Source organism: Mesocryomonas lacus (genome assembly GCF_055730105.2).
Map to the genome: position 1 here is coordinate 110,063 of NZ_JBUZWF020000005.1, position 21,804 is coordinate 131,866.

Consider the following 21,804-nt stretch of genomic DNA (forward strand, 5'->3'; position numbering starts at 1 on the left):
CTCCATCTCGATGCGCATCGCCCGCCCCTTCGTTGGACCCGCCCAGAAGCCTGTCGAATTCACCTTCGACGGGCGCCGCCTGTCGGCGCTGGCGGGCGAGTCGATCGCGGCGGCCCTTGCGGCCAACGGCATTGCGGCGATCCGGAAATTCGACGCAGGCGCGCCTGGCGATGAAAGCTGGCGCGGCCTCTATTGCGGCATGGGCGCCTGCTACGACTGCGTCGTCACCGTCGACGGACGCACCGGCCAGCGCGCCTGCCTGACCAAGGTCGAGGGCGGCGAGAGCGTGCGCTCGGCCCAGCCCGCCGGCACCCCCGACGATCCGCTGACCGCGCTGGCCGACCCGGCAGCAGGCGGAGAACGCGTGGAGATCGCCGTCGATATCCTCGTCGTCGGCGCCGGCCCGGCCGGTCTCTCCGCCGCCCTGCAGGCCCGGCAGATGGGCGCCGGGGTGACGGTGATCGACGAGCGCGGCCAGAGCGGCGGCCAGTACTACAAGCCGCTTGCCCCTTCCCTCGCCGCCGAGCGATCGCCCGACCGGCAGTTCGCCCGGGGCACGGCGCTGACGAACGAGGTCGCGGAGGCCGGCGTCGACCTCGTCCAGGGCGGACTCGTCTGGGGCGCGTTCTCGCGGGACGAGGTCATGGTCCTCGTCGGCGGACGGAGCGTCGTCTATCGCCCGCAGAAGCTGATCCTTGCCACCGGTGCGTACGAGCGGCCCTTCCCCATCCCCGGCTGGACGCTTCCCGGCGTAATGACGGCGGGCGCGGCGCAGACGCTATCCCGCGCCTACGGCGTCGCGCCCGGAAGCCGGGTGGTGGTCGCCGGCAACGGCCCGCTGAACCTGCAGCTGGCGGCCGACCTCCTGTCGCGCGGCGTCGAGGTCGTGGCTGTCCTCGAGTCCGCGCCAAAACCCAGCCTGTCGCAGTGGCGGAGTTTCCTGACGGCCGGTCTGGCCGCTCCGGATCTTATCGCCGAGGGCGCCCGGTACCGTGCAATCCTCGCACGCCACCGCGTACCGATCCGCTGGGGCCACACCGCAATCGCGGCCGCCGGCACCGACCGCGTCGACGCCGTGACGATCGCCCCGCTCGCGACGGATGGCAGGCCCGATCTTGCGCGGACGGAAACGCTGGCGGCCGATGCGCTCTGCCTTGGCTACGGATTCATCGCCTCGACCGAGGTCGCCCGAGCCCTCGGCTGCGAGATGGTGCTCGACCCGCGCCATCTCGGCACGCCGTCGGTCCGAACCACCGACGAGGGCGAGACCAGCGTGGCGAGCGTCTATGCCGTCGGCGACGGCGCCGCCATCGCCGGCTCGCGCGTTGCCGAATGCGCCGGCACGATCGCCGGCGCGCATGCGGCAGCAGCGCTCGGTCATGGCGGAATGTCGCGGGAGCACGAGCGGGCAAGGCACGGCCTCGCCGTCGGCCAGAGGTTTCAGCGCGCGCTCTGGGAAATCTTTGCAGCGCCCGCCGTCGACCTTTCGTCGATCCCGGACGAGACGATCCTCTGCCGCTGCGAGGGGCTGACTTTCGGGCGCATCCGAAGCGAGATCGATGCGGGATGGGACAGTCTCGGCACGCTGAAACGCCGCACGCGGCTCGGCATGGGCCGGTGCCAGGCACGCTATTGCGCATCCACCGCCGCCCGCCTGATCGAGGAGCGGACCGGCCGTCCGCGGCAGGTCGACGGTTTTGCCCCGCGCCTGCCGGTGAAGCCCTTTCCCGCGGCGGCCCTCGCCCGGGAGAAGCCGGAATGGGGCGGTCATGCGCGCGCGGGCTCGCCCCATCTCGGCCGCGCGCCCTCGGGCGAGCCCTTCGGCGACATCGAGGCCGAGATCCTCGTGATCGGCGGCGGCGTGGTGGGCGCTTGCCTGGCTCTGGAATTTGCCGGTGCCGGCAAGGACGTGCTCGTGGTCGAGCGCGACGACGTCAACCTTCAGGCCTCCGGCGCCAATGCCGGCAGCCTGCACGTCCAGCTTCTGTCCTTCGATTTCGGCAGGAAGGCCGAGGCCGGTGGCGGTCCCGCCGCCGCGACGCTGCCGCTCGGACCGTTCGCGGTCAAACTCTGGGAAGAGATCGCCGCCAGCTGCGGCGGCGACTTCGAGATCCGCGTCACCGGCGGGCTGATGGTCGCCGAGACCGAGGCGGGCATGGCCTTCCTGAAAGCCAAGGTCGCGCTCGAGCGGAGCCACGGCATCGAGGCGGAAATCCTCTCGAAAGCCGAGCTGCGCGACCTCGCACCTGCCTTGAGCGAAGATCTCATCGGCGCGGAATACGTCCCGGCGGAGGGCAAGATCAATCCGCTGACCGCCACCTATCGGACCTTCGAAGCGGCAAGAGCCGCGGGTGCCCGCTTCGAGCGGGGCACCGACGTCACCGCCATCGAGCGCATCGGCAATGGCTGGACGATCACCACCTCGCGCGGAACCATCCGCGCCGGCACGGTGATCAACGCCGCAGGTCCCTGGGCGCGCGAAATCGGCGCGATGGTGGGGCTCGACGTTCCCGTCTACAGCGCACCGCTGCAGATGATCACCACGGAGCGCGCCCCGGCGCTGATCGGGCAGCTCGTCGCCCATGCCGACCGGCACCTCAGCCTCAAGCAGTTGTCGACCGGCGGCATTCTCATCGGCGGCGCCTGGCCCGCCCGCTATGCCGAGGGCCAGCGGCTTAACACGACCATGCTTGACAGCATCGAGGGCAATCTCTGGGTGGCGCAGCGCGTCGTTCCGCAGATCGCCGGCCTCCATGTGCTGCGAAGCTGGGCCGGCATGAACGTCAACATCGACGGCGCGCCGATCGTCGGCGAGGCGCCGGGACTGCCCGGCTTCTACAATTGCGTGACCTCCAACGGCTACACGCTGGCGCCCGCCGTCGCCCGCCTCACCCGCGAGCTCGTCACCGCCAGGGCGCCGAGCTTCGACGTCACCCCCTATCTCATCGAACGTTTCGAACGGAGCCGGTCATGATCACCCTCGACAACGTCAGCAAGAGCTTCGGCAGGTTCCAGGTCCTGAAGAACTGCTCGACCAATTTCGCGCGCGGCGAGGTCGCCGTGGTCTGCGGGCCTTCCGGCTCGGGCAAGTCGACCCTGATCAAGACCATCAACGGACTGGAGCCGATCGATACCGGTCGCATCGAGGTGGCAGGCATCGACGTCTGGGCGGACGGCACCGATCTCGCCAAGCTCCGGGCCAAGACCGGCATGGTGTTCCAGAATTTCGAGCTGTTTCCGCATCTGTCGATCCTCGACAACCTGTCGCTGGCGCAGCGCAAGGTGCTCGGCCGCTCCAAGGCCGAGGCGAAGGACAAGGCCGAGGCGCTGCTCAAACGCGTGGGCCTCGCCGACCAAGCACGCAAATATCCGATCCAGCTGTCCGGCGGCCAGCAGCAACGCGTCGCCATCGCCCGGGCCCTCGCCATGGATCCCGTCGCCATGCTGTTCGACGAGCCGACCTCGGCCCTCGACCCGGAAATGATCAACGAGGTGCTCGACGTCATGGTCGAGCTCGCGAACGAGGGCATGACCATGGTCTGCGTCACCCACGAGATGGGCTTTGCGCGGAAGGTCGCGAAGAAGGTTCTGTTCATGGACAAGGGCGAGATCATCGAGGACTGCAGCGGCGACGAGTTCTTCACCACCGAGCGGTCGGAACGCGCCAGCCAGTTCCTCGCCAAGATCCTGAAGCACTAGGATCCGGAATGGGAGAGTTTGCACAGACCGTCGCAGGAAAGGTGGCGCGGGCGGATCTCGGCCGGACGCTCATGCATGAGCACATTCTGTGCGACCTGCGCGCGCCGGCCTCGCGCGGCGTGCCTGGCCCGGCGCCCATCACCATCGAGAACCGCTTCGAGATCGACTACTTTCAGAACCGCGTTCCCGAGAACATGTTTCTGGGCGACGACGCTGTCGCGGCAACCGAGTTGCAGCGCTTTGCCGATGCCGGCGGCGGCACGATCGTCGAGCTCACCGTCGGCGGCATGGCGCCGCAGCCGGAGCGGCTCGCGGCCTTGGCCAGGCAGAGCGGCGTCAATATCGTCCTCGGCGCCGGCTTCTACACGCAGTCCTACCTCTCCGCCGAGATCGACCGGATGGACGGCGACGCGATCGAGGCCGAGATCAAGGCGCAGATTTGCGAGGGCGCCTGGGGTACCGACATCCGTTGCGGCATCATTGGCGAGATCGGCTGCTCCTGGCCGATCACGCCGACGGAGCGGCGCATCCTCACGGCTGCCGCCCGCGCGCAGCGATCGACCGGGGCGGCCCTCACCATCCATCCCGGACGCCACCCCGATGCGCCGGCCGAGATCGCTGGTATCGTGCAAGCCGCCGGCGGCGATCCAGAACGCACGGTGATCGGCCACATGGACCGCACCATCTTCGACACCGAGCGTCTCCTCGCCCTGCTCGGCCAGGGATTCGTCCTGGAATGGGACTTCTTCGGCATCGAGACCTCGCAATACTGGATGGCGGGCGTCGACCTCGATCTGCCGACGGACTACATGCGGCTCGATCTCATCCGCACGCTGATCAAAGCCGGCCATCTCGATCGGATCGCGGTCTCGCACGACATCTGCACCCGGACCCGGCTGACAAGCCATGGCGGGCACGGCTATGGCCATCTCATCGCCCATGTCGCGCCGCTCGCGCGTCGACGGGGCTTTTCGGAAGCCGAGCTGGACCGACTGCTCGTCGAGACGCCGGCGCGGCTTCTGTGCTTCCAGAACTGACCGGGGGAGAACGCGATGGCGCGCAGCAGCAAAGTTCGGGAAGACACGGCTCCCGCCGAGAAGCGCAGCCGCGCTTCCGGCGATGGCGAGAACCTTGGGCGCCGGGCCTATGCGGCGATCCGGGCGATGATCATGGAGCGCCGGCTGTCGGGTGGTGACATCCTTTCCGAGGAGAAGCTTGCGGCCGATCTCGCGATTTCCCGAACGCCGGTCCGCGAGGCGTTGCTCCTCCTCCAGAACGCCGGGCTGATCCAGAAGGAGATGAACCAGCCCTTCCGGGTCCGTCTCGTCTCCAACCGAGAGTATTTCCAGAGCATGCGGCTGCGCGAACTGCTGGAGGGCGAAGCGATCACCACGGCGGTGAAGGCGATCGACCTGGCGGCGCTCGCCGAGGTCGAGCAGGCGATGGCAAGGCTCAAGGAAAACCCGGACGTGCCAGCCGAAACGCACTGGGCGGCGGACGAGAAGCTGCACGAGATGATCGCCGACGCCTCCGGTAACGATGTGATGGCGAAGATGATCGCCTCGCTGCGGATCACCACCCGGCTCTACGAGCTCTCCGGCCTGCCCTCGCGCTTTCGGCCGGACACCGAGGAGCACATCGCGATCATCGACGCGATCCGCGCCGGCGACGCCGAGCGGGCGCGCGCCGCCATGCAAGGCCATATCCGCAGCCTGACCCAGGACGTGCTGGCCGCGATGGCCAAGCTATGACCCTCGACAGGGCCGTGCGCGATCGCATCGCCAGCGCATCGGCCGCCGCCGAAGCGGCCAGCGTCGACTTGCTGTCGCGGCTGATTGAGGTCGGGCGTGGCGGCCGCGAGGCGATCGATGCGCTGATCCTCGGCGAATTCGAGGCTCTTGGACTAACCGTCGAAACCCTAGATTACCGGCCCGAAGATGTTCCGCTGGTGTCGGAGTTTGCGGCGGCGACAGTGGATGCCGCCACCCCCGCGCGCTGCCTGATCGCCCGAACCGGCGACGCCGCCGCGGAAGGCGGGCGAAGCCTGATCCTGTTCGCCCATCCCGACCCCGAGCCCTTTCGTCCCGAGACCGCCTGGCGCCAGGATCCCTTCGCCCCGGCCATCACCAACGGCCGGATCTCGGGCTGGGGCGTTGCCGACGACCTCGCCGGCATCGCCATCCTGCTGCAGAGCGTCGCCGTGCTGCGGCAGGCCGGGCTCTCGCCCGCCGCCCCCTTGTCGCTGGTGTCCGCGCCGTCGAAGAGCCATCGCCGGGGCATTGCCGCCGCCCTGCATCACGGGCTCGACGCTGACGCCGCTATCTACCTGCACCCGGCGGAATCCGGCAGAGGCCTGGACGAGATCAAGGCCTTCGCGCCCGGACAGATCGAGTTCGCCGTGTCGGTGCGCGGCCTTCTGCCGGAGACGAACGAGCCGGCGCATACCGCCTTCGCGCATCTGGCCGTCAATCCGTTCGACGCCATGCTGCCCATCCTGGAGGAACTCCGGCGCCTCGACGCGGCGCGAGGGCGGACGGTGCGGCATTCCCTGCTGCAGGAGGCCATCGGCCGCTCGACCAACCTCTTCATCACCCATTGCGAGTACGGCGCGGTCGGCGGCTCGCCGCGCGTCGGACAGGCCTGCTGCATCCGGGCGGCCATCTCGCTGGTGCCGGGCGAGGCGCTGGAGGATGTGAAAGCGCAGATCGCCGCCGCGGTAAGCCGCGCGGCGGAGACGAGCGACTGGCTGAGAGAGCACCCGCCCGAGATTTCCTGGATCGCCGGCGTCAGCGCCGCAGAGACCGACCGCTCGTCGGCGCTCTATCGGCTCGTCGCCGGCGTGCTTGAAGGTGCCGGCGCGCGGCCCGTGGTCAATCCGCTGCACACGTCGAGCGACATTCGCAATCCGATCGTCCAGAGGGGCATTCCGACCGTCGGCTATGGTCCGCTCTGCGGCGGCCTGACCATGGCTGGCGGCCATGACGAATGGGTCGATCTGCCGGATTACCTGCGCACGATCGCTGTCACCGCCGAGATCGTCGCCGCCTGGTGCGGCACGAGATAGCCGGCCGAGCGTAGACGCATCACGTCCACCTTCCACCCATAAACTAAGCCCAGAAGGACAACATGACCATTCCCCTCAAGATCACCGCCGGCGGTTTCGTCTTCGACGCTCGCCTCGAAACCGAGCTCGCGCCCAAGACCTCGGCCGCCTTCCTCGAACGCATGCCCTTTGAGAGCCAGATCGTGCACGTGCGCTGGAGCGGCGAAGGCGTGTGGGTGCCGCTCGGCGACTTCGACTTCGGCGTCTCCTACGAGAACCACACGAGCTATCCCGCTCCCGGCCAGATCCTGCTCTATCCCGGCGGTATCAGCGAAACGGAAATCCTGCTTGCCTATGGCGGGGTCGCGTTCGCCTCGAAGATGGGGCAACTCGCTGGCAACCACTTCATCACCCTGACGTCCGGCCTCGATCAACTGCACGAACTCGGGACCACCGTCCTCTGGAAGGGCGCCCAGCCGATCCGCTTCGAACGCGTGGTCTGAAGGACCTCATTTCGATGAGCCGAGGCCGCCCGCCGTACTGAAGGAGCGCTCGAGATCGAAGGCGTCCATGTCGAGGCGCACGAAGCAGTCCACCTCCCGTCCCTCCAACGCGCCAATACCGGAAAGCGCGGTGGCTTCAATCGCAGCGACGAGGGCTTCGCCTGCCGATCACGGCATCTACCTGTATGCCTTCGCCCCAAACTTTTATGATGGCGTCGACCAGCAAAGAAGCACTGGGATGGCGGGCCTTCACACCCGCCATCCCAGGTCGGTTCAGTCGCGATAGAAGCGACGATCGTCCCGATCCCAGCGTCCACCGCGGCGGTCGCCGCGGTCCCAGTCGGGACGGCGATCCCAGTGGCGGTCCCGGTAGGCGCGCCGGCCGTCCCAACGGTCCCAGTTGCCGCGGTCGCGGTAGAACGACCGGTCGCGATAGTTGTCGTCCCAGTAGCGTCCGAAGGAGTAGCCAACGATCGGCGCACCGATACGGCCGACGACCTCGGGTCCGGTGTACCGGCGCCCGACGTCGACCACGGCGATGTAGTTTGAGGACATCCAGCCGCGGAAGCCACGGAACCCGACATCGCACCAGGAGCGGGTTTCCAGGCAACCGAACACGCGGACGTCCTCGCCGCTGCGAACGACGTCGACGGCAGGGTACTGCGTCGAGGGACCGGCGCGCAGGTTGACGTTGGTGGTGGCGATGGCTGTTGCCGTGGCGGCCTCGGCGGCATTGAAGCCTAGGACCGCAGCTGCGACGGTCATGGCAGCCAACAGGGTAGATTTCTTTCGCATGGGGGCGTCTCCGCAGTTCGTTTCAGAGCGAGCTTTAAGCCATACCGAACCTGAACCGTTCCCGAACAAAGGGCCGTGCTAGCGGCCGGTCCGCAGCCTCGTCGGTGATCCCCTTGAGCCAGCGTTCACCCCTCACTTGCGGGGGCACACCGCATAGCGACGGTCGGGATCGACGCCATTAACGAACTGGGGGTAAGCGCGACGAGGGCCGTCTTTCGCTAACGGGTTTGCCGGGAACAAAGGCCGGCAAACGGCAAAGCCCTGCACCACGTGGAGAGCCCAACGTCTTTAGGGAACGAAACGAAGGAAGCATCCTTCGTCTGTCACGCCCACGGCAACGCCGTCAAAACGGCTTCCTCAGGATCCGCGCAAGCGGTTCGACGACGAGACCCCATGCCCCAGACCCGTATCGTCGCCGTCGGCGACATCTCGCTTTCAGCTGGCGAATGCCCCGCAGATCCGAAACAGGCCGGCATGCCGCTGCTGTTCGTGCACGGTGCCGTCCAGACGCGCCACATCTGGGATGCGCAAATCGAAGCTCTGGCGGGTTCGCGTCGGCTCGTGTCATTCGACCTGCGCGGCCACGGCGAGACACCCCTTGGGTCTCGGCGCCTGTCCATCGAGCAGCTCGCCGACGACGCCCTGACGCTTTTAGACTCGCTCGGCATCAACCAGGCTGCGGTGTGCGGGATCTCGCTCGGCGGCATGGTCGCCCTCGAAATGGGGACGAGGGCGCCCGAACGGATCTCCTCCCTCATCCTCGCCAATACCCCGACCTCCCTCTCGTCAACGCCGTGGCTGCGGGAATTGATCGACTGGGCGGATCCGCAGGATCTCCTGCCCTTCACGTTCCGGCTCCTTGGTCAGAAGCGGACCGCCCGCATCGGCCTTGCGATCGCCTCGCGGTTGGTCGGACCCCATTGGGTCGGCAAGACGGCACGGCGCCACTTCATCCGCGGTTTTGCGACAATGGCGCCGGGGGCCATCGTGGCCACCTACCGCGCCATCGTCGATGCGCGCCCAGTCGACCCCGGCGCCCTCCATTGCCCGATCCTGCTCATCAAGGGCGATGGCGACGCTCCCTCGATCAATGCCCAGATGGACCATCTGGCCAAAGAATTGCGCCATGCCCGGGCCGAGACCATGGCGGCAGGCCACGTGGCCTCCCTCGACGATCCCCAAGCGTTCAACCGTTTGCTGATCGAATTCCTGGACCGCCACGATCATGCCGGAACGATCGCGGGGGAGCATAGCGTGGCCGGTCGACCTTTGGCCCCGTAGAGCGCCGTGCGTCCGGAAGGATGTACGGCTCATTCATCGGAAATTGGTCGGTCCTGGTTTGCCGTACCCATATGTGGTGTAAGTTTTCCGCACGGTGGCCATTTCGGCCTCCGTCAGTAAAACGGGATGCCCCACGGATTTCGCGAGCTGATACTGCTGGGCCAAAGTTTCCAGCTTCTCCGTCCGGGAAAAGGCTGTCTTCAGGTCCGGGCCCAGCGCGATCATTCCATGATTGGCCATGAGACACGCGTGGTAGTTTTGACCCAAAGTCGCCGAGACGACGTCGGCGAGCGCTTGGGAGCCGAAGACTTCGTACGGCGCACACGGTATTTCTTCGCCGCCGAAACCCGCGACCATGTAATGGAACGGCGGTATCGGTTTGCGGAGTGCGGAAAGCGCGACGCAGTATACCGGATGAGCATGCACCACGGCCTGAGCATCCGGTCTCCGAAGGTAGAGCGAGGCATGCAGCGCCCACTCGGATGATGGCTTCAGCGGGCCGGAGGACGCTCCGTCGAAGGTGACCGCCGCGATCTGTTCCTCCCGCATATCGAAAGGGTCGACGCCGGACGGTGTGATCAGCATTCCCTCTCCGAAGCGGACAGAGATATTGCCCGCCGTCGCATTCGACAGCCCCCGGGTGATGCACTCGCGGCTGTATTGAACGAGATCACGTCTCAGTTCTACTTCGTTCATGTCGTTTGCCCCCCCTCATGACCGAACGCATCGACGGCGCGCACGAGGACGTCCGGCGTACCGAGCTTGCCTGACTTCAGAAAAAAGCTCACGGGATCCGGCCCCTCCGCGACGCAAAAACCGCCCCCCAGCGCTCCGCGCGGCAGGGAGCGGACCTGCTGGATGCCGAGGGCGCCGACGATCGAACCGGACGTTTCGCCGCCCGAAACGACGAACCTGCGGATGCCGGCCGCGTGCAGCCGAGCGGCGATGCCGGCGAGCAACGTCTCCGCCTTGCGCGCCGCCTCCAGGCGGCCGAAACGGGCCTGCGCGTCCCGTATACCGGCTGCGTCCGCGCAGGTCGTGATCGCAAACGGGCGTTCGCCGATGTGCCGTGCGGCAAAGGCCATCGCCAAATCGATCCGCTCGCCTTCGGATCGGTCGTCCAGCAGGTCGATGCGCAAGACGGGATACGCCGCCTCGAAACTGGCGAGCTGGGCCTCGGCCACAGGACCGACGCTTCCGACGAGGACCGCGACGGGCCCTTCCGCGTGGCGAGGGAGAACCGCTGGGTCCCTCCGACCGCTGCAGTTGCGCAAGCCGAGGGCGATAACGAGCGCATCGCTGGCGACGATCGCCCGTGCGCCGATGGCGAGCTCAGCGCTGCAGTCGACGTCTCCTGCATCCACCGCGTCGCAGAGAACATGGCGATAGCCGTTCGCGACGAGGTTCTGGAGCACCAATCGGGCCGACTCCGGTCCCTTCGCCAAGGCTTCGTGCGGGATCAGCCCGACGGGGCTGCGTGTCTGCAGGGACAGGAAGCGCACGAGATTGGGATCGGGCATCGGCGTCACCGGATCGAAGCGCTTGATCGACTCGTTCACCAGGCTGCCGCGAACGAACATGTGGCCCTGGAACACCGTGGTGCCGAACTCGGGAAAGCCCGCGCTGATCAGCACGGGATTCTGGTCGTATCGATCCGCCAACAAGTCAGCGACGAGACCGATATTGCCCTCCGGCGTCGAGTCGAAGGTCGCGCAGGCCTTGTACGCCACCGTGGAGCAACCGAGGGCGTCCAGGACATCGAGCGCCGCCGATACTTCCGCCAGCGCGGCCTGCGAGGGCGAAAGACGCATTCGCCCGGCAATGACGACGATCGATGCCGGCGTCCGGTCTCTTTCGGCCGCGCGCGCGTCGAAGTAGACGGGACACTCGATCCCGGCCCGTTCAAAGAAGCTGGCGACCAAAAGGCCTCCGGTGAAATCGTCGGAAACGATGCCGTAGATTGGTTTCATCGACATGACGGCGCGGATGCGCTCTCCCTCCTCGTGTGATACCGGGTTGCGGCCCCGCGGCTAGCCTATGTCCGGCTTTCCGTTGGGGTTTGCTGGGGCAGCAAGCGAGACCCGGCAAGGGTGGATTTCCGCCCGTCCGGCCGGCGCGGTCCGGCACCAGCGCGGCAACAGGATCAACGCGACGCCGCCGAGGGCAAGGACCGATCCGACCGCCATCTTCATGTCGACATGGTCGCCGGTAACGGCGACGCCGAGCGCCACCGTCATCACCGGCATCATTAAGGTGAGCGGCGCAATCACGCTGGCGTCGTAGTTCTGCAGCAGCCGGTAATAGGCGGTATGGGCGATGATGGTGACGATCACCGCCGAGAACACCACGGCCGCGACCAGCGGCCGGCCGCCGGCCGCGAGATGGCCGAGCGGCGCCGGTTCGGTCGCCGCCGACAGGAGCGCCAGGGGTGCGATCGAGATGAGGCTGACCCAGGCCTGCAGCCGCAAGGGCGCGATTCGTGGCATCTGTTTCATCAGGATCGAGCCGAGTGAAAGCGCCAAGGCGGCGGCGAGCACAAAACTCGCGCCGAGCGAGGGCGTCACCTCGCCCGGCGTCCACATCACCGTCACCACGCCGATGAAGGCGACGGTGACGCCCAGCACGCGCTGCGCTGGCATCCGTTCGCCCAGCACCAGCACCGACAGGATCGCGGTGCACGGAATGCCGAACTGCACGACGATCGCCGCCGTCGACGGCGAGGCGTGCTGGAGGCCGAGGAAGAGCAGCCCGAAATGACCCGCCCCCATCAACAGGCCGACTGCCACCATCCGGCCAAAGGGTCTCGGGATCGGGCGGAGGTAGCGATGCAGGAGCACGGCCACCAGCACGAAACGCAACAGGGCGTAGAGCAGCGGTGGCGTGCCGAGGTCGGCGATGACGATGCGCCCGATGACGACATTGACGGCCCAGATGAAGCAGATCCCGACAAGACGGGCGAAATCGGAAGTCGGCATGGGGCCCATAAAGAGATTGCGCTGCGGCTTATGATATATCATATTTTCGGCGACCTCTAGCACCGGACGGCACCATGACGATCAATGTTCGCGAGACGAAGGATTCCCAGCTGCGCCGACGCGCCGAGGCCGTCATCCCCGGCGGCATGTACGGCCACCTCAACGTCAAGGGGCTTCCGGACGGCTATCCGCAGTACTTCGTCGCCGGCGAGGGTTGCCGCGTGACCGATGTCGATGGCCGCAGCTATCTCGACTTCATGTGCAGTTGGGGGCCGAACATCCTCGGCCATCGCCATTCAGAGGTCGAGGAAGCCGTGCAGAGACAGCTGGCGATGGGCGACTGCCTGAACGGCCCGACGCCGCATTTGGTCGAACTTGCCGAGCGGTTCGTGGCGCTCCTGCCGCATGCCGACTGGGCGATGTTCCAGAAGAACGGCACCGACGCCACCACCACCTGCGTGACGCTCGCCCGCGCCCGCACACAGCGCCGCAAGGTGCTGGTCGCCAAGGGCGCCTATCACGGCGCGGTTCCGTGGTGTTCGCCGTCGCTCATCGGTGTCACCGCCGAGGACCGCGCCCATATCGAAACCTATGTGTTCAACGATATCGAGAGCCTGGAAGCCGCGGCGAAAAAGGCCTCCGGCGATCTTGCGGCGATCGTCGTCTCACCCTTCAAGCATGATTTCGGCATCGAGCAGGAACTGCCGACGCCCGCGTTCGCCGCCAAGGTGCGCGAGCTTTGCGACGCCGCTGATGCCGCGCTGATCCTCGACGAGGTACGCTGCGGCTTCCGCCTCTCGATGAGCGGCAGCTGGAGCCAGTATGGCGTCGAGCCGGACCTCTGCTCCTGGAGCAAGGCGATCGCCAACGGCTATCCGCTCGCCGCCGTCACCGGCAACGACAAGTACCGCGCGGCCGCTTCGCAGATCTTCGTCACCGGCTCGTTCTGGTGCGGCGGCGCGGCGATGGCGGCAGCGGTCGCGACGCTCACCGTGCTGGAGCGCGAAAACGCGCCGGAGGAGATGCGCCGCGTCGGCCAGAAGTTCCGCGACGGGATCGCCGCGCAGGCCGCCCGGCATGGCTTGGCGCTGGTCAACAGCGGCCCCCCGCAGATGCCGCTGATCCTGTTCGACGGCGACGTCGACTATACCAAGGGCGCCCGCTTCACCCAGGAGACGCTGGCCCGCGGCGTATACCTCCACTACAAGCACAACATGTTCCTCAACCTCGCCCATACCGATTCCGATATCGACGAGGCGCTACAGGCGACGGACGAAGCCTTCGCTGTGATCGCTCGCGAATTCGCCTAACAGCGGTCCGCTCAGCCATGCGTGAGGGCCGAGAGCACCGCCGGAAGCCGCCTTCGCGCATCGGCTTTGCGCGGGCGTCGTTTGGAGGAATGAAATGTCGCATGCGGAAATGATCGCTTTCGAGCCGGTGGGCAATGCCAGCCTCAGCGATCAAATCTTCCATCAGCTGCGCGATCAACTGATGAGCGGTCAGCTGCTGCCGCATCAACGGCTGCGCATCCGCGAACTCGCGGCCAGCCTCGGCACCAGCGAGACGCCGGTGCGCGAGGCCGTGTTCCAGCTGGTCCGCGACGGGGCACTGGAGTTGAAGGCACGGCATTACATCCGCGTGCGCGGCTTGACGCTGCCGGAATATCTCGAAAACCGCGACATCCGTCTGCTCTTGGAACCGATGGCCGGCGAGCGGGCGCTGGCGCACATCACCGCATCCGAGATCGAGCGGCTCGCCACGATCCACCGCCAGCTGATCGAGGCCGAACAGACCGGCGCCTGGCGGGAGGCGATCACGGCCAACTACGCCTTCCACATCGGCCTGTACCGCCACTCACAGCTGCCGCATCTGATCGAGGTGCTGGAGCGGCTGTGGCTGCGCCTCGGGCCAATGCTCAACCATCTCTATCCGCACGGACATCCCCGCTATGCCGGCCGGCACCAGCACGAAAACATTCTCGACGCTTTGCGGCGGCAGGATCGGGCTGACCTTTCCGCATCCATCCGTGAGGACATGCTCGAAGGAGGACGCGGCTTCCTCAGCCGGCTCGAAGCGCTGACCAAGGATGGAAAGCTTACGCCGACGGGCGAGTGAGACGCCGGCTTTTGCATGAAAAATATGCAAAAGCGCGGCGACGCATTTAAGCAGCAGAAACCGAGTTGACATCCTCGTGTTCAGCCGTTTGATATATCCTGTATCAGCCCAACGGAGTGTGCCGCGATGACGACCCGAAGCTCGATCAAGTCCCGCATTGCCAGCATCATGCTGGGCGCCTCCCTTCTGGCTGCGCCACTGTCCACCGCACGGGCCGCCGACGAGGCGCTGGTCGTCGCCCGCAACATGGACGTCAACTCGCTCGATCCGGCCCGCGGCTTCTGCGACACCTGCCAGATCTACCTCTCGGCGGTCTACGAGACGCTGGTGACGCTTGGCGACGACAACAAGACGCTCGTCCCGAAGCTCGCCACCAGCTGGAAGGCCAATGCCGACCAGACCGAATTCACCTTCAACCTGGCGCCCGCCGCCGTCTTCGCCGACGGCTCGCCGGTGACGTCGGCCGACGTTGCCTTCTCGATGATGCGGCTGAAGAACATTAAGGGCGACCCCTCTTTCCTGATGGACTCGGTCACCGCGATCGAGACACCCGACGAAAAGACCGTGGTGTTCAAGACGAAGGAGCCGAATTCGGAATTCCTCGGCATCCTCGCGGCGTCCTATGCCGGCATCGTCAACAAGAAGCTGGCCGAGGCCAACGGCGCCAGCGCCGCTGACGATGCCGCGACGGCCGACACGTCGGATGCGTGGTTCTTCGCCAATTCCGCCGGCAGCGGACCGTACACACTGGAATCCTACACCGCCGACGCCGAGCTGCGCTTTGCCGCCAACCCGAACTACTGGGGCAAGAAGCCGGCGATCGCCGAGGTGATCATGAAGCAGACGGCCGACGCCGTGGCACAGGCGCAGATGCTGGAATCGGGCGCCGCCGACATCGCCATGCAGATCGACCCGGACACCGCCGCCTCGCTCAGCAATCCCGACGTGGTGCTCGACACCGTGCCGTCCTTCAACTTCCTCTATGTCGCGCTCAGCCCCGGCGCCAAGGGCAACACCACCCCGCTGACCAAGCCGATACGCGAGGCGATCGCGCTGGCCATCGACTATGACGCGATGATCGACTTCACCGTCGGCGGCAAGGGCAAGCTGCAGCCGGTCGCCATCCCCAACGGTTTTCCCGGCACCAGCGACCTGCCGATGCCGAAGGAGGACCTCGACAAGGCGAAGGCCCTGCTGGCGGAAGCCGGCGTGCCCGACGGCTTCACCATCGAGGCGCACTATCCGGCAGTCAACGCCTATGGCGTCGACATCTCGCTGATGATGCAGAAGGTGCAGCAGGATCTCGCCCGCATCGGCGTGACGATCAACCTGACGCCCACCACCTTCGCCGTCTGGCGCGAGGAGGTCGCCGGCGACGGAATCCCGATGACCGCCGTCTACTATGCCCCGGACTATTTCGGCTCGGCCCAGTACGTGCAGTATTTCTCGATGATCGAGGGCAATGCCTGGGCGAAGCGCGCCGGCGCAGGCAAGGTCGACGGCGTCGCCAACCCGAAGGAAGCCGAGCTGTTCAAGCAGGCGATGGCGGCCTCGGGCGACGCGATGGATGCAGCCTACAAAGCGATCGCGCTGGAGATGATCAACGAGAAGATCATCCTTCCGCTGGTCAGTCCCGACCTGGTGCTGGCCTCGCGCAAGGGCGTCAAGGGCGTTCGCTACAGCGCCTGCTGCAACCTCGCGCTCGACCAGTTGAGCCGCGAATAGTCGCGGCCGGCACGGGAGTCCATCGCCGGATCATTCGGCAGATAACCGACACAATGAAGGGTCCGCGGCGACCGCCGGGCCCTGGGCGGGAAACAGAATGTCGAGAACCATCCTGCGCCGCCTTTTGATGATGCCGCTGCTCGTCTTCGGCATCATCACCGTGGCCTTCCTGCTGTCGCAGTTCACCAAGGGTGATCCGCTGGCCTCGATCATCGGCGAGCGGCAGATGAACAATCCGACCATCGTCGCCGCCGCCAAGGCGAAGTGGGGCCTCGATCGCACCTTGCCCGAGCGCTACGCCATCTATGTCGGCAACCTTGCGCGCGGCGACATGGGCACGTCCTTCCGCACCAAGCAGCCGGTGGCGAGCGACCTCGCCCAGCGCCTGCCGGCAACGCTCGAGCTCGTCATCGCCGCGGTGATCGTCGGCGCCGTCTCCGGCATCGGCCTCGGCGTGCTCGCCGCCAAATACCGCGACACCATGGTCGATTCCCTGATCCGGGTGTTCGCGCTGATGGGCTCGTCCGTGCCGATGTTCTGGCTCGGCCTCCTGGTGCTCTTCGTCTTCTCGGTGAAGCTCGGCCTGCTGCCCGGCCCCGGCCGGCTCGATACCCGCACCGCCGCGCCGGAATTCGTCACCGGCTTCTTCACGATCGATACGCTGATCGCCGCTGATTTTGCGAAATTCCGCGAGGTGCTGTCGCATCTCATCCTGCCGGCGCTGGTGCTTGGCTGGACGGTGACCGGCATCGTCGCCCGCCTGGTGCGCGCCGCCATGCTTGACGTGATGGCCCAAGATTTTGTCCTCGCCGCGCGCGCCAAGGGCGCCAGCGAATGGCGGGTGCTCCTGAACCACGGCCTGCGCAACGCGCTGATCCCAACACTGACCATCCTCGGCTTCACCTTCGCCTATCTCATCACCGGCGCGGTGCTGACCGAGACGATCTTCGCCTGGCCCGGCATAGGCTCCTATGCTGTGGATGCCGCGCGCTCGCTCGATCATCCGGCGATCGTCGGCGTCACCATCGTCGGTGGCCTGTCCTTCCTCATCGCCAATCTCGTCACCGACGTCGCCTATGCCGCAGCGGATCCCCGCGTCCGCGTGGGAGGTGGGCGATGACCGTGCTGCCCGCCCTCCCCGTCATCGCCGCGGCACCGGTCCGCCGCCGCCGTTTCCTGCCGCGCTGGATCAGCGGACCGGTGCTTGTCGGCCTGATCGTCGTCGCCGCCTGGATCATCGTCGCCGTGACGATCGACCTCTGGTCCCCCTATAATCCCGTGACGCTGGCCGGCAAGCGGTTGCAGATGCCGAGCTGGCAGCACTGGCTCGGCACGGATTCGCTCGGCCGTGACGTGCTGGTCCGCACGCTCTACGGCGCCCGTTTCTCGCTGCCGATCGCCCTCTCGGTGCTCACCATCGCGGTGGCCATCGGCTGTGCGCTGGGCGCGATCGCCGGCTTTGTCGGCGGCGTTGTCGATGGGGCGATCATGCGGCTGGCCGACATCACCCTGTCCTTCCCGCCGATGCTGCTGGCCATGGCGATCGCCGCCTCGCTCGGGCCCGGTCTCGTCAATGCCGGGCTCGCGATGGTGATTGTCTGGTGGCCGGTCTATGCGCGGCTGATGCGGGCGCAGGTGATCACCGTGCGCTCGCTCGATCATGTCGAGGCGGCCGTCGCCACCGGCGTCTCCTCGCGGCGCGTCCTCTTGAAGCACATCGTGCCGCTGTGCTGGAGCCCGATCCTCGTCAACGCGACGATCGACGTCGGCCAGGTGATCCTCTTGATCGCCGGTCTCAGCTTCATTGGCCTCGGCGCCAAACCGCCGACGCCGGAATGGGGGCAGATGATCTCCGAGGGCGCGGCGAGCTTCTACAGCTGGTGGATCGCCACCGGGCCGGGCCTTGCCATCCTGTCGCTGTCGCTTGCCTTCTCGTTCATCGGTGATGGGATTCGCGACCTCCTCGATCCCCGGACCATGCAGTCATGAGCCCGCCACAGCTTCTCAGCGTCCGCGGCCTGCAGATCTCGCTGCGCCAGCGCGACCGCGACGTGCTGGCGGTCGGCAATGTCGACCTCGAGGTCGACCGCGGCGAAATCCTCGGCCTCGTCGGCGAGTCCGGCTCGGGCAAGAGCCTGTCCATGCTGGCAGTGCTCGGCCTGCTGCCGAAGAGCGCCGCCGTCAGCGGCTCGGTGCGACTGGATGGTGAGGAACTGCTCGGCCGCCCCGAGCGGGAGCTTCGAAAGATCCGCGGCAAGCGGATCGGCATGATCTTCCAGGACCCGATGACGGCACTCGATCCGGTAATGACCGTCGGCGCGCAGCTGATCGAGGGCATTCGCATCCACGAGCCGCAACTGTCGCGGCGCGCGGCACGGCTCCGCGCGATCGATCTGCTCGGCCAGGTGGCGATCGCCTCGCCCGAACAGCGCATCGACCAGTATCCGCACGAATTCTCCGGCGGCATGCGCCAGCGCGTGGTGATCGCCATGGCCATCGCCAATGATCCGGAACTATTGATCGCCGATGAGCCGACGACCGCGCTCGACGTCACCATCCAGGCGCAGATCGTCGAGCTGCTCGATAAGCTGAGGCGCGAGCGCAATCTCGGCCTGGTGCTGATCACCCACGATCTTGGCCTTGTCGCCGGCCTCGCGGACCGGGTGACCATTCTATACTCCGGCAAGATCGTCGAGCGCGGCCCGGTGCTCGACGTCTTCGCCCATGCGCGGCATCCCTATACAAGCGGCCTGTTGCGGGCGATGCCTTCGTCGGACGACACGCCGGAGCGTCTCGTGGCGATCAACGGCACGCCACCCTCGCCAGCCGACCGGCCGAGTGGCTGTGCCTTTCATCCGCGATGCCCCGTTTCTCTTCCGCTTTGTGCGCAAGAGGAGCCAAACTTCCACTGGTTCGGCCCCAGCATGGCCGCCTGCCATCGCGCCGGCGAGTTCGACCTGCCGCTGACGGAGGCCGCCCGTGTTGGCTGATCCACGCAAGACGACCACAACAACGCCAGCTGCAATCGAACCGGTTCTCTCGGTGCGCAACCTCACGGTCGAGTTCCCGATCCGCAAGGGGCTGATCATCGAGCGACAGGTCGGCGCTGTGCAGGCCGTTTCGGACGTCTCCTTCGACCTCCACCGCGGCGAGACGCTCGGCCTCGTCGGCGAATCCGGTTGCGGCAAGTCGACGCTCGCGCGCAGCGTCATCCGCCTCGTCGCGCCGACCGCCGGCGAGATCCTGTTCGGCGGCACGGACCTCGTAAAGCTTTCGCCGGCCGAGATGCGGCCGCACCGCCGCCGGCTGCAAATCGTCTTCCAGAACCCCTACGCCTCGCTGCACCCGCGCATGACCGCCGGCGAGATCATCGGCGAGTCCTTGCGCGGCCTGACCCTGAGCGTCGACGACAAGAAGAGCCGCGTCACCGAGGCGATGCGGCGCGTCGGCCTCTTGCCGGAGCACTACGACCGCTACCCCTTTGCCTTTTCCGGCGGCCAGCGGCAGCGCATCGGCATTGCCCGGGCGCTGGTGCTCGGGCCCGACGTGATCATCCTCGACGAGCCGGTCTCGGCCCTCGACGTCTCGATCCAGGCCGGCGTCCTCAACCTGTTGAAAGACCTGCAGGAGGAGCTCGGCCTCTCCTACCTCTTCATCGCCCACAACCTCTCGGTCGTCCGGCACATTTCGACCCGGGTGGCGGTAATGTATCTCGGCAAGATCGTCGAGACGGCGCGACGCGACGATCTCTACGCCCGGCCGTTGCATCCCTACACGGCAGCGCTGCTCTCGGCGGCTCCGCTCGGCGATCCCGTGCGCGAGCGCCAGCGCACGCGGATCGTCCTCGAGGGCGACGTGCCGAGTCCCGCCAGCCCGCCTTCCGGATGCCGCTTCCGAACCCGCTGTCCCAGAGCGCAAGCGCTCTGCGCGGCAACAGAGCCGCCGCTCGCCGAACTGTCGTCCGGCCATAGTGTTGCCTGCCATTTCCCGCTCATCGCATCGCTTTGAGCTGTAACGGGCCAGACGATCGTCCACGTTGGCGTCTGCTCGCCCCGTGGACGTTAAAGTTCTCGTGAGTGCATCACTGTCGCATCAGTGGCTGATCATCCACGGCCGTTTTCCGGGAAAGCCCTTCGCCGCATTGGCAGCGGCGGGGATGAGGCCTTTGGGCTTCGGGCCGCAACAGCCGCAGCCGGCGCCATGGCCTTTCGAGGCAAGCTTCGGTGCGTTCGCGCTGCGCTCGTTGGTCGCCTGCGCACTGCGGCGGCCGGCGTCCATGTTGGCGATGCCGGGGGCGGTCAGGATGACGCGGCGCGCCTCGGCGCCGCAGCCGGGGCATTCGGAGGGCTCGGCCGCCGCCGCCATCGGGCGGAGGCGGGTGAAGCTGCCGCAGTCCCGGCAGGAATAGTCGTAGAACGGCATCTCAGAGATCCGGTGCCAGCGGCATCTGCACCGAGCCATCGAGGAACTTCTTCGGGCCGTCGGCGCCCGGCATGATGTCGAACTCGAAAATGTCGGTCGGCAGCCAGAGCGTGGCGCAGGCGTTGGGAACGTCGACGACGCCGGAGATGTGGCCCTGCACCGGCGCGGTGCCGAGGATCGAATAGGCCTGCGCGCCGGAATAGCCGAAGTTTTTGAGGTAGGCGATGGCGTTGAGGCAAGCCTGGCGATAGGCGACCTGGACGTCGAGGTAGTGCTGGGTGCCGGCCTCGTCGACGGAAATGCCCTCGAAGATCAGGAAGTCGTCATAGCGCGGCACGATCGGCGACGGCCGGAAGATAGGGTTCTTGATGGCGTATTTCGCCATGCCGTCCTTGATCAGCGTCACCTTGATGTGCAGCCAGCCGGCCATTTCGATGGCGCCGCAGAAGGTGATCTCGCCATCGCCCTGGCTGAAGTGCAGGTCGCCCATCGAGAGGCCGGCACCGTCGACATAGACCGGGAAGTAGATCTTCGAGCCGCGCGACAGGTCCTTGATGTCGCAATTGCCGCCATGCTCGCGCGGCGGCACGGTGCGCGCGCCCTCGGCCGCCGCCTTGTCGCGCGCCTCGCCCTTCAGCTTGCCCATGTGGGCGCTCGGGCCGCCGTCCGGCAGCGCCGCCAGGATCGGCACGCGGTCCGGATCGGTGTCGAACAGCGCCTTCTCGCGGCTGTTCCAGGTATCCAGCATCTTCTGGTCGGGCAGGCAGCCGATCAGGCCGGGATGGATCAGGCCGGCATAGCGCACGCCCGGCACATGCCGCGACTTGGTGAACATGCCCTCGAAATCCCAGATCGACTTCTGCGCCTCGGGATAGTGCTCGGTAAGGAAGCCGCCGCCATTCTGCTTGGAGAAGAAGCCGTTGAAGCCCCAGAGGCTGTTGTCGAAGGTGCCGATGTCGAGGATGTCGACGACGAGGAGGTCGCCCGCCTCGGCGCCCCGGACGCCGATCGGGCCGGACAGGAAGTGCACCTGCTTCAGGTCGACGTCGCGCACGTCGGCGGCGGAATCGTCGTTCTTGATCTGGCCGCCGGTCCAGTCATAGGCCTCGACCTTGAAGTCGTCGCCGGGCTCCACCCAGACGGCCATCGGGATATCCGGGTGCCAGCGGTTGTGGATCATCTCGTTGTCATAGGGCGAGGTGTCGAGATCGACCTTGATGAGGGTGTCGGTCATGGCGCGGCTCCT

20 protein-coding genes are annotated in these 21,804 nt (G+C 66.8%); 14 read left to right on the top strand and 6 right to left on the bottom strand.

All coding sequences use genetic code 11. From position 1 onward, the window contains the following. Positions 1 to 10 precede the first annotated feature (10 nt). From ACZLZQ_RS17665 to ACZLZQ_RS17690, 6 genes are all read left to right on the top strand, one after another. A complete protein-coding gene (locus ACZLZQ_RS17665; RefSeq protein ID WP_472950488.1) occupies positions 11 to 2,974 on the top strand; it encodes an FAD-dependent oxidoreductase in 2,964 nt (987 codons plus the stop codon). After that, on the top strand, positions 2,971 to 3,699 hold the full coding sequence (locus tag ACZLZQ_RS17670; protein ID WP_472950489.1) for an amino acid ABC transporter ATP-binding protein: 729 nt from the start codon (positions 2,971 to 2,973) through the stop codon (positions 3,697 to 3,699). The genes ACZLZQ_RS17665 and ACZLZQ_RS17670 overlap by 4 nt, the downstream gene beginning before the upstream one ends. A gap of 8 nt (positions 3,700 to 3,707) precedes the next feature. Next, positions 3,708 to 4,736 (top strand): phosphotriesterase family protein, encoded by a 1,029-nt coding sequence (locus ACZLZQ_RS17675; protein ID WP_472950490.1) that lies wholly within the window; start codon positions 3,708 to 3,710, stop codon positions 4,734 to 4,736. A 15-nt stretch (positions 4,737 to 4,751) separates the two neighbouring features. Continuing rightward, positions 4,752 to 5,450, top strand: coding sequence for a GntR family transcriptional regulator (locus tag ACZLZQ_RS17680; RefSeq protein WP_472950491.1), 699 nt, complete (start codon positions 4,752 to 4,754; stop codon positions 5,448 to 5,450). After that, positions 5,447 to 6,763 carry a M20/M25/M40 family metallo-hydrolase gene (locus ACZLZQ_RS17685; protein ID WP_472950492.1) on the top strand — a complete coding sequence of 439 codons (1,317 nt, stop codon included), beginning with the start codon at positions 5,447 to 5,449 and terminating at the stop codon, positions 6,761 to 6,763. Before ACZLZQ_RS17680 ends, ACZLZQ_RS17685 begins: the two co-directional genes overlap by 4 nt. A 62-nt stretch (positions 6,764 to 6,825) precedes the next feature. Next, positions 6,826 to 7,245, top strand: coding sequence for a DUF3830 family protein (locus ACZLZQ_RS17690; RefSeq protein WP_472950493.1), 420 nt, complete (start codon positions 6,826 to 6,828; stop codon positions 7,243 to 7,245). A gap of 273 nt (positions 7,246 to 7,518) precedes the next feature. Here ACZLZQ_RS17690 and ACZLZQ_RS17695 read toward each other — a convergent pair whose 3' ends face one another. After that, on the bottom strand, positions 7,519 to 8,040 hold the full coding sequence (locus ACZLZQ_RS17695) for an SH3 domain-containing protein (RefSeq protein WP_472936308.1): 522 nt from the start codon (positions 8,038 to 8,040) through the stop codon (positions 7,519 to 7,521). Between the two features lie 393 nt (positions 8,041 to 8,433). Here ACZLZQ_RS17695 and ACZLZQ_RS17700 point away from each other — a divergent pair, with 393 nt between their 5' ends. After that, a complete protein-coding gene (locus tag ACZLZQ_RS17700) occupies positions 8,434 to 9,321 on the top strand; it encodes an alpha/beta fold hydrolase (RefSeq protein ID WP_472950494.1) in 888 nt (295 codons plus the stop codon). 33 nt (positions 9,322 to 9,354) lie between these two features. On the opposite strand, the gene ACZLZQ_RS17705 is transcribed toward ACZLZQ_RS17700, so the two are convergent. Genes ACZLZQ_RS17705 through ACZLZQ_RS17715 form a run of 3 tightly spaced genes read right to left on the bottom strand, consistent with a single transcriptional unit; the run spans position 9,355 to position 12,296 of the window. After that, on the bottom strand, positions 9,355 to 10,017 hold the full coding sequence (locus tag ACZLZQ_RS17705; protein ID WP_472950495.1) for a class II aldolase/adducin family protein: 663 nt from the start codon (positions 10,015 to 10,017) through the stop codon (positions 9,355 to 9,357). Continuing rightward, positions 10,014 to 11,297, bottom strand: coding sequence for a four-carbon acid sugar kinase family protein (locus ACZLZQ_RS17710; protein WP_472950496.1), 1,284 nt, complete (start codon positions 11,295 to 11,297; stop codon positions 10,014 to 10,016). Before ACZLZQ_RS17710 ends, ACZLZQ_RS17705 begins: the two co-directional genes overlap by 4 nt. Before the next feature lie 54 nt (positions 11,298 to 11,351). After that, on the bottom strand, positions 11,352 to 12,296 hold the full coding sequence (locus ACZLZQ_RS17715) for a DMT family transporter (RefSeq protein WP_472950497.1): 945 nt from the start codon (positions 12,294 to 12,296) through the stop codon (positions 11,352 to 11,354). A 74-nt stretch (positions 12,297 to 12,370) separates the two neighbouring features. On the opposite strand from ACZLZQ_RS17715, the gene ACZLZQ_RS17720 reads away from it, so the two are divergent. From ACZLZQ_RS17720 to ACZLZQ_RS17750, 7 genes are all read left to right on the top strand, one after another. Then, positions 12,371 to 13,606 (top strand): aminotransferase class III-fold pyridoxal phosphate-dependent enzyme, encoded by a 1,236-nt coding sequence (locus ACZLZQ_RS17720; RefSeq protein ID WP_472950498.1) that lies wholly within the window; start codon positions 12,371 to 12,373, stop codon positions 13,604 to 13,606. A 94-nt stretch (positions 13,607 to 13,700) separates the two neighbouring features. Further along, the gene (locus ACZLZQ_RS17725) at positions 13,701 to 14,411 is read left to right on the top strand and encodes a GntR family transcriptional regulator (RefSeq protein WP_472936314.1); all 711 of its coding nucleotides are present in this window, start codon (positions 13,701 to 13,703) and stop codon (positions 14,409 to 14,411) included. Between the two features lie 168 nt (positions 14,412 to 14,579). Beyond that, the gene (locus tag ACZLZQ_RS17730; RefSeq protein WP_472950674.1) at positions 14,580 to 16,136 is read left to right on the top strand and encodes an ABC transporter substrate-binding protein; all 1,557 of its coding nucleotides are present in this window, start codon (positions 14,580 to 14,582) and stop codon (positions 16,134 to 16,136) included. Positions 16,137 to 16,233: 97 nt separating this feature from the next. Next, the gene (locus tag ACZLZQ_RS17735) at positions 16,234 to 17,256 is read left to right on the top strand and encodes an ABC transporter permease (RefSeq protein ID WP_472950499.1); all 1,023 of its coding nucleotides are present in this window, start codon (positions 16,234 to 16,236) and stop codon (positions 17,254 to 17,256) included. Beyond that, the gene (locus ACZLZQ_RS17740) at positions 17,253 to 18,125 is read left to right on the top strand and encodes an ABC transporter permease (protein WP_472936316.1); all 873 of its coding nucleotides are present in this window, start codon (positions 17,253 to 17,255) and stop codon (positions 18,123 to 18,125) included. The genes ACZLZQ_RS17735 and ACZLZQ_RS17740 overlap by 4 nt, the downstream gene beginning before the upstream one ends. Continuing rightward, on the top strand, positions 18,122 to 19,126 hold the full coding sequence (locus ACZLZQ_RS17745) for an ABC transporter ATP-binding protein (protein ID WP_472950500.1): 1,005 nt from the start codon (positions 18,122 to 18,124) through the stop codon (positions 19,124 to 19,126). The genes ACZLZQ_RS17740 and ACZLZQ_RS17745 overlap by 4 nt, the downstream gene beginning before the upstream one ends. Beyond that, positions 19,119 to 20,144: an ABC transporter ATP-binding protein gene (locus tag ACZLZQ_RS17750; protein WP_472950675.1), complete on the top strand. Its 1,026-nt coding sequence runs from the start codon at positions 19,119 to 19,121 to the stop codon at positions 20,142 to 20,144. Before ACZLZQ_RS17745 ends, ACZLZQ_RS17750 begins: the two co-directional genes overlap by 8 nt. A gap of 84 nt (positions 20,145 to 20,228) precedes the next feature. Here ACZLZQ_RS17750 and ACZLZQ_RS17755 read toward each other — a convergent pair whose 3' ends face one another. Both ACZLZQ_RS17755 and fmdA read right to left on the bottom strand, forming a co-directional pair. After that, on the bottom strand, positions 20,229 to 20,558 hold the full coding sequence (locus ACZLZQ_RS17755; RefSeq protein ID WP_472950501.1) for an FmdB family zinc ribbon protein: 330 nt from the start codon (positions 20,556 to 20,558) through the stop codon (positions 20,229 to 20,231). 1 nt (position 20,559) lies between these two features. Next, complete coding sequence (gene fmdA, locus ACZLZQ_RS17760) at positions 20,560 to 21,792, bottom strand: formamidase (protein WP_472936319.1); 1,233 nt, start codon at positions 21,790 to 21,792, stop codon at positions 20,560 to 20,562. Positions 21,793 to 21,804: the final 12 nt, after the last annotated feature.

Coding starts and splice junctions, on each gene's coding strand:
- ACZLZQ_RS17665 (WP_472950488.1), top strand. CDS start 11: ATGCGCATCGCCCGCCCCTTCGTTGGACCCGCCCAGAAGCCTGTCGAA.
- ACZLZQ_RS17670 (WP_472950489.1), top strand. CDS start 2,971: ATGATCACCCTCGACAACGTCAGCAAGAGCTTCGGCAGGTTCCAGGTC.
- ACZLZQ_RS17675 (WP_472950490.1), top strand. CDS start 3,708: ATGGGAGAGTTTGCACAGACCGTCGCAGGAAAGGTGGCGCGGGCGGAT.
- ACZLZQ_RS17680 (WP_472950491.1), top strand. CDS start 4,752: ATGGCGCGCAGCAGCAAAGTTCGGGAAGACACGGCTCCCGCCGAGAAG.
- ACZLZQ_RS17685 (WP_472950492.1), top strand. CDS start 5,447: ATGACCCTCGACAGGGCCGTGCGCGATCGCATCGCCAGCGCATCGGCC.
- ACZLZQ_RS17690 (WP_472950493.1), top strand. CDS start 6,826: ATGACCATTCCCCTCAAGATCACCGCCGGCGGTTTCGTCTTCGACGCT.
- ACZLZQ_RS17695 (WP_472936308.1), bottom strand. CDS start 8,040: ATGCGAAAGAAATCTACCCTGTTGGCTGCCATGACCGTCGCAGCTGCG.
- ACZLZQ_RS17700 (WP_472950494.1), top strand. CDS start 8,434: ATGCCCCAGACCCGTATCGTCGCCGTCGGCGACATCTCGCTTTCAGCT.
- ACZLZQ_RS17705 (WP_472950495.1), bottom strand. CDS start 10,017: ATGAACGAAGTAGAACTGAGACGTGATCTCGTTCAATACAGCCGCGAG.
- ACZLZQ_RS17710 (WP_472950496.1), bottom strand. CDS start 11,297: ATGTCGATGAAACCAATCTACGGCATCGTTTCCGACGATTTCACCGGA.
- ACZLZQ_RS17715 (WP_472950497.1), bottom strand. CDS start 12,296: ATGCCGACTTCCGATTTCGCCCGTCTTGTCGGGATCTGCTTCATCTGG.
- ACZLZQ_RS17720 (WP_472950498.1), top strand. CDS start 12,371: ATGACGATCAATGTTCGCGAGACGAAGGATTCCCAGCTGCGCCGACGC.
- ACZLZQ_RS17725 (WP_472936314.1), top strand. CDS start 13,701: ATGTCGCATGCGGAAATGATCGCTTTCGAGCCGGTGGGCAATGCCAGC.
- ACZLZQ_RS17730 (WP_472950674.1), top strand. CDS start 14,580: ATGCTGGGCGCCTCCCTTCTGGCTGCGCCACTGTCCACCGCACGGGCC.
- ACZLZQ_RS17735 (WP_472950499.1), top strand. CDS start 16,234: ATGTCGAGAACCATCCTGCGCCGCCTTTTGATGATGCCGCTGCTCGTC.
- ACZLZQ_RS17740 (WP_472936316.1), top strand. CDS start 17,253: ATGACCGTGCTGCCCGCCCTCCCCGTCATCGCCGCGGCACCGGTCCGC.
- ACZLZQ_RS17745 (WP_472950500.1), top strand. CDS start 18,122: ATGAGCCCGCCACAGCTTCTCAGCGTCCGCGGCCTGCAGATCTCGCTG.
- ACZLZQ_RS17755 (WP_472950501.1), bottom strand. CDS start 20,558: ATGCCGTTCTACGACTATTCCTGCCGGGACTGCGGCAGCTTCACCCGC.
- fmdA (WP_472936319.1), bottom strand. CDS start 21,792: ATGACCGACACCCTCATCAAGGTCGATCTCGACACCTCGCCCTATGAC.